The organism is Candidatus Hydrogenedentota bacterium (assembly GCA_035416745.1).
Lineage (GTDB): Bacteria > Hydrogenedentota > Hydrogenedentia > Hydrogenedentales > SLHB01 > UBA2224.
In genome coordinates this window covers 1-6,680 of record DAOLNV010000125.1, presented here as the reverse complement: position 1 = coordinate 6,680, position 6,680 = coordinate 1, and the positions used below count along the sequence as shown (strand labels likewise).

The following is a 6,680-nucleotide window of genomic DNA, read 5'->3' as shown; positions in this document are numbered from 1 at the left end:
CCGATGATTCGGTATTCTTCAGCGCCAACGGCGCGAAACATACCAGCCTGGCCTGGAGGGCCAGGAAAACGGCACCGCATCATTAAAGGGGGAGGGCTGAAAGCCCGAAACATCGTCATGCCACAACCGCTCAACTGTCTCGTCATCCGCTCAGCCGTGATGGTCAGAGACCGTCGGCTGACCCGTGACCGCGAATCCCGTTTGCGGAAGAAATGCGAACGTCTTCGCGTCCGTTTGAACGATATGCCGGGCCTTCAGCCCGGAGGCGCACTTGGGAACCGAGGGCGTGCTGGCCGCTCCATAGTGTGTGGCGGCTTCCTCAGCTGTAAGTGCGCGCTTGTAAAGGGAAACGTGGCATAGCCTCCCTTCGAACCCCAGGAGCCCGTCGCTGCGCCCGCCCAGCCACAAGGTGGGCGTTTCCGGCGGACATCCCAGGTCGAGCGAGCCGCTGAACTCCGGCGCCGTTCGGTCGTCCAGATACGCCGCCACCTCGCGGCCTTGCCGGATATACGTCACCCGGTACCATCGCTTCGGCTCGAGCACGGAACTGCCCACGAGCAGCCCGCGCTTCTCGTCCCCGTTGTACACGATGAGGCGTCCCGCCGCGTTGCCCCCGCCATCCGTGCCTCCGATTCCCAGATGCTCGCCGGGCCCTCCGTGAACGCGGTCCTGGCCGCGCGAGAAGAAATACCCCGTAACAGCGCGCGCGTCATGCGGCAATCCGTTCCAGAACCAGAGCTCGGCCGAATACGTTTCGCCCAGGTCCGGCGCCATCGCGGCTGCCCGGCCGCCCGCAAAATGCCCCGCCCGGCAGATCCCGTCCGGATGGCCCGTTTCCACGAGGGGAGCTCCTTCGAGATAAAACGCTACGCCTGGTTCGTACCGCGCGGACAGGTTGTTGCCCGAGATATCGGCGCAGACCTGCCCCGCAATGGTGTCCATCGGCCAATACGCAAGCGGGTTCGAGCTGAGGACGGCCTCCACATAGGGTCCCGCGCAAACCGGCAGCGGCCGGCGCTCGCGGCCGGCCAGAGCCTCGAGCTGCCGCACCAGCGTCTCGACGATCTCCGGCTCCGCGGTGGTTTCCAGGCCGGCGCTGCGTGCGGGCCACGTGTTGTAGCCGCCGAAGCAGTGCAACTCGGGCGGGGGAATGTATCCCTCGGCCCCGTTGGCCAGTTCGATGTTCATCGTCAGCGCGAACGGACTCTGCCGCTTGAGTTTCAGGCCGGTAATGGCATAGACCTCGCACGGGATCGCGTTGATAGCCAGATCCCCGATGCGCAGCGCCTGCAGCCGCAATTCCCGCCTCGGGGTTTCCGCAAGATAGAACTGTTCGAGCGCGTAAACCTCCGGCTGGTCCTTGGGCACGGTGCGCTCGCCCATGGCCGCACGAACCTGGCTGGCCCAGGCCAGACGCTCCGGAGACGGCGTTCGCCGCCCCAGTTCGAGTTTCGTCTCGGCCATATCAAGCAGCGCGCCGTCGGCGTATTCGACGCGTTGCCAGGCTTCCATGGCTTTCGATGCGACGCGCGCGGCATACTCGTCGATGGTGATCTCTTTTTTCGGCTGCGAATAGTCCATCCAATGTTGGTCGCCGCTCGTCCCGTTCGACATTATGGCGACGAAACGCGGCTCGCTCTGACCCGGCGCGATGCGCCGTTCCATCTCCGCGCAGAACCGGCCATAGTAATCCGCGGAAATAGGCGCCGCCCCGAAATAATGCATCGAGTAATTGGCCACGAGGGCCAGCGGCACGCCCTCGGCCGTCTGCACCGCCAGCACGGTCAGAGCGGGGTCTTCCGGACCGCACGGCCCGATATAGTCCGGGTTCTGATACCCCGGGTGCATCATCGCGCGAATCGTGGCCTCGCCGAAAGGATCGGCGCCGATTCGATCCGGCCGCCGAATCCAAACCCGGCAGTTGGTATCTTCGGGGTCCGGCACCGCGGCCCAGCCTACCCGGGCGGGCACCCGGTTTGCATCAGCCTGCCGGAGACACTCGACGAGCCGGCCCGGCAAGAAGGCGGCGTAGGTCTCGTCGCAGCGGGAACCCAGCGCACCCATCACGGAAGGCGCGGAATGCGTGTGGTTCGCCGCGATCAACATATGTTCCTCGCGAATGCCCGTCACTTGGCTTGCTTGGCGCTTCACGTCGTCCAGCAGCTCGCGAGGCATCATCAGACTGTCCACAACCATCAGGGCGATTCGTTTCGTCCCGTCGTCCAGTACCAGTCCCCGGGCGTGAAGCGGGTCGCATACCTTGTCCGCAACGCATTCCAGAAAACCGCCGCTGTTGATAACCGGGAGGACCTTCGGCGTGATATCCACCGCCGCCGCTCCCGCCAGGAGCCTCCTTGCTTCGTTCCCGCTCACCTCGCCACCCTCCGCAAGCGGCGTGCGGCCCAAAGCCCCCGCGAGCGCCAATGTTCCCGCCGCGCCATGAACCGATTGTCTGATGAAAACCCGGCGACTCAATTCTCTGCCCATTCTCACGTCCTCCTGAATGCTGACCGCGCATCAGCCTACCTTTCGCGCGCGGAGAACACAAGAAAGACAGCCCTGTGCTTGCTGCCCGCGGCCGCCAGCGGCAAACAAGGGACGCAGGAGGTTTGTGAGGGCAGGTCCCCACCGTGCCCTCGAACGGCTTACGGCTTCCCGGGCGATTCGGGAGGTGTGCAGCGAAGAAGCCGCGGCCCTCGCGCGAAGTACACGCGCCCCTTGCTGTCAGTGGCAATGTACGTGCCGCCCTCGTCGGTGAGGACCTCGACCGATACGCCGTCAGGCCCGACCCGGGCTATGTGGCCGGCGTTTACTCCGTACGCCGTTCCGTTTGCGCCGGAGCACATGTGGGAGAAGTCCCCTGCCGGGTTGTTTGTGTCCGCTGAGATAGCGTTGCGTTCGCGGTCGTATACACATAACGTTCCGTTACCGGAGAGACATACCTTACCGTCGCGGAGAACCGCCATTGCGGTCACTGCACGGGTAAGGGAAAATCGTTTGACATCGGCGGCAGGGTCGTACACAAAGAACTCGCCGCCGCCAGCGCCGTACACATACTGCTCGTCGGAGACCAACGCGTGGACGGCGCCACCCGGCACGACGTTCAGTCGTACGTCTTTCGCACCGGTCCGCAGATCACAGATGCTGAATGCGCCGGCGGCTGCGCTGTTGTACGCGGGGATGCTGCCGACGTAGAGGTGCCCGTCCGGTCCGAGGCAGTTCGCCTGGGTACGGTACTGGCCTTTCCCCAGTGGGCCGATCTCGCGCGGATTCGAATCGGGTTCGCGGCCGGGCCTCCACGGAAGGGCAGGGTCGTACACGCTGATTACGGCATGGACGTAGGCGCCCAGGTAAATGCGTCCATCCCGGCCGAGACTCATGCTATCCACCTGCCCCGCCCACCGGCTGAACTTGCCCAGATCCTGAAGAGCGCCTGAAGCCGTGTCGCAGTGGAAAAGATGCATGTTGATGTACGTGCCGCCATAAACGTTGCCGTCGGGACCGTTGGTCAGCGCGAACACGGCCATGCCGTCTCCCCCCTGGACAAGAGAGCTACGAAAGGTCTCCCGCTCTTCTTGCAGGTCGTACACGACGTAGTCTTGGTCGTCTATTGCATGGACCCAACGGTCTCCATCGACGATCTTGATCTGGTCCATCCGCAACGGGAGAGGCGTGCGCTCACCCGTCTCGACGTCGTAACGAAACGTGCGCAGCGATGGCCAGGACGTGATGTACATGACGTCGTCCCGGCCGCTCCTGGCGAGCGTCCATGCCTCATCGCCTTCCAGTCTAGGAACGGTGCGCACAAGCTCCTGGCGCTCTGCATCGAACACAAGCAACACACCATCAAAGGATACGTGCGCCACAACGTAGCGGCCGCATGGCGCGAGCGCGTAGACGCACGAGCTGGCCGCAAACGATTCCGGGAGAACCTCTCGCCGGGAGCCGTCGGCGGGGTCGTATACAATCAAGCGAGCGTGCGTTCCGATGCCGCACCACACGCGGCCGAAGCGATCCACGCACACGGACCGCAAGTACTGCTCCGGTGGGGCCAATTCCCCCAGATCACGGACTTCTCCGGACGCGGGCGTGAACGCGATGAGTTTGGTCTTCGGATATCCCGCTGCGCAATACACCGCGCCGTCCGGCCCCACCGCCAAGTCCCATATGTAGTCCACGCCAAATTGCTTGACGTTGATCGTGGCTAGCGCATCGGTCTTCGGGTCATAGCGGTACAAATCGCCGGGATTCACGCCGCCAACGTATATGGAGCCGTCCAGGCCGAGGGCCACACCGTAGCCGCCTTGGGAAGGCAGCTTTGTGCGACCCGTGCGCCCGTCCCGGAAATCGCATCCCACGAGTTCGCATCCCGTCGAGACGTAGTACGAGGTGTAGAACATGTCGCCTTGCCCATTCGGGCCCGGTGCCAGAACGGCATGACTGTTCCCATACGTTACCGCCGTTACGGGAACGCCCAGGTCCTCCACGAGGGCTGCATACGCATGCAAGCCGCCTGCTGCCGTGACTGCGAGAAACACAACACAAACCGCAACGAAGACTATCGTATTCGCGGGCACGTTGATCCTTCCTTCTTTTCCCCAGCACTGCAACCGAACCTGAGGGGGCGGGAGAGTGCCTGCCACGGCAACGGCACGATTCTGACGATATCCATCTCTGAGTTAACCAGAAGCCGGGCAGTGAATCAAGCGCCGGGCACGGGCGATGCGAAAGTGCGCCCAAACACAGGGCCGTGTACGCGGAGACGTTGCGGCAGACACGCGGCGCCTTCGTTTTCAGTACTCTGGGCGGCCTCTTGATCACGGCCATCCCACCGGACCGCACAATTTCCTTGCGCCAAAATGCGCAAGAATCGAAAACCCCGGCAAGTTTCCAAAAGCCCAGTGAATCTCTCGGGAGGGTTTGTATACAGGCCCGGTGGGTCACGTTCCCCCCGTCTCTCGGTCTTCTCGGTATGGACCGGCTGGCTTCGCGCAGGGCGCAAGGTTTGCGGCAATAGCCCCGCCGCACGAGGCAACCGCCAACCGCCCACATGTGAGCGGCCAGAGCGCGCCTCCAGAGCGATATGAGCGGGGAAAAGGCAGTAAGGATTCTGACAGTTCTGTCAGCACATCGTTAATGTTGTCCGGGACCTCGGAGACAATCCCGGCTCTTACGGCGCGGACCAGACGAAATCGCCGTTCGCATCGCCCAGATGAATCGCCGGGCCGTCCTCGGTCACGACCATCTGGGCGCGCAGCCCGCCTCTTTCGTCGCCCAGGCCCAGTGAGGGTCCATCCGCGAGTACTCTCAGCTCGACGCGCGTCTCCCCGTTCTCGTCGGCCAGCTGCAACGCCGGCCCATCCTTCGTCAGGGTCATCTGCCCGCGGGTCTTGCCGTTTTCATCGACCAAGATCAACAAAGGCCCGTTCTCAGTCACAATTATCTGGGCGCGGGCCCTACCGTTCTCGTCGTTTAAGCCCAGCATGGGCCCGTTCTTGGACACGCCCAGCACTGCGCGCGCTTTCCCATTCTCGTCACCCATACACAGCGCCGGCCCGCTCCTGGATACGAACATCTCGCCGCGGGTCTTGCCGTTCTCGTCGAGGAGGCACAGGGTCGGCCCGTTCTTGGACTTAGACACGTACATCTGCACACGAGCCTTGCCGTTCTCATCAGTGAGAATGAGCTTGGCGGTCCGGACCTCCTTCATCGCGGCGCTGGCGAGCTGGGATTCCAAAACGGCTAAGCGCTCTTCAATGGTCATTGGATTCTCCCTTCTCTCACGGATCTGAGATCCCAAGCAAGCACGCTTTTCAGTGACAGCTCCCCGCTCCCATGGATAGCATACCAGATTCGGCACATGGGTGCCGCCCCCATACAACGGCGATCAACACCTCGCCCCGCCCGTATGCGTCATCTACCAAACGAGGGCGGCCGGCTATTGCCACCTGCATAAGAAACGTCCTGTCATTTCTTTTGGAGGTGATGGGCTATGCGACCCCCTGGAAGTCCCGATGATTTGGAGCGGCGGCGGGCCCGCGCCATCGATTTGCTGCAGCGGGGCCACCCGCCCGTCGAGGTGGCTCGGGTGCTTGGCGTGGACCGGCGAAGCGCTCGGCGCTGGCATGCGGCCTTCCGCGCGCAGGGGGCAGCAGAGCTTGCCCGGAAGCCGCCGCCGGGCCGCCCGCCGAAGCTGGACGTCCCAGAAGCCTGCCCGGCGGGCGATTGAACGAGACGAGGACGGAATCCAGGGACGGGTGAAGACCCAATGGCCCCGCATTAAAGAAAAGCCTCGCGCCTGAAGGCTTGGCGCGTGTTCATCGACCAGAGTTGCGTGTTGAGGGCCTCGTTGTCCTGGTCTGGGACCGTCTGCAAGCTCACCGCGCCCAGGCTCCGCGCGAGTTCTTTGCGGGCCATCGCCAGTGGCGTCCCCCGCCTCCTGCCGCCCTGCGCGCCCGAACTGAACCCCGTGGAAAACGGCCAACTTCGCCCCCAGCAGGCTCGATGAATTGGTACACGCCGCACGCCGATATGGCCGCACGCTTCAACGTGAAGACAGGCCTGCAGCGCGCGTGGGGCGGTATCGATAGTGTCGAGAATCTCGAAGTCCTTTTCTGTGGTGGCGCCGTTCGCTCAAAAGACCGCCTGCTCATCTCCCCTACCCGAAGATGTCTTCAATG

The 6,680-nt window shown here is 63.5% G+C and carries 4 protein-coding genes; 1 reads left to right on the top strand and 3 read right to left on the bottom strand.

All coding sequences use genetic code 11. The features are described from left to right. Window positions 1-150: 150 nt before the first annotated feature. From PLJ71_21360 to PLJ71_21350, 3 genes are all read right to left on the bottom strand, one after another. On the bottom strand, window positions 151-2,487 hold the full coding sequence (locus PLJ71_21360) for a hypothetical protein (GenBank protein ID HQM51238.1): 2,337 nt from the start codon (window positions 2,485-2,487) through the stop codon (window positions 151-153). A gap of 158 nt (window positions 2,488-2,645) precedes the next feature. Next, complete coding sequence (locus PLJ71_21355) at window positions 2,646-4,577, bottom strand: WD40 repeat domain-containing protein (GenBank protein ID HQM51237.1); 1,932 nt, start codon at window positions 4,575-4,577, stop codon at window positions 2,646-2,648. Between the two features lie 593 nt (window positions 4,578-5,170). Continuing rightward, window positions 5,171-5,764, bottom strand: coding sequence for a hypothetical protein (locus PLJ71_21350; protein HQM51236.1), 594 nt, complete (start codon window positions 5,762-5,764; stop codon window positions 5,171-5,173). Window positions 5,765-5,992: 228 nt separating this feature from the next. On the opposite strand from PLJ71_21350, the gene PLJ71_21345 reads away from it, so the two are divergent. Next, a complete protein-coding gene (locus PLJ71_21345) occupies window positions 5,993-6,229 on the top strand; it encodes a helix-turn-helix domain-containing protein (protein HQM51235.1) in 237 nt (78 codons plus the stop codon). Window positions 6,230-6,680: the final 451 nt, after the last annotated feature.

Coding starts and splice junctions, on each gene's coding strand:
- PLJ71_21360 (HQM51238.1), bottom strand. CDS start 2,487: ATGGGCAGAGAATTGAGTCGCCGGGTTTTCATCAGACAATCGGTTCAT.
- PLJ71_21350 (HQM51236.1), bottom strand. CDS start 5,764: ATGACCATTGAAGAGCGCTTAGCCGTTTTGGAATCCCAGCTCGCCAGC.
- PLJ71_21345 (HQM51235.1), top strand. CDS start 5,993: ATGCGACCCCCTGGAAGTCCCGATGATTTGGAGCGGCGGCGGGCCCGC.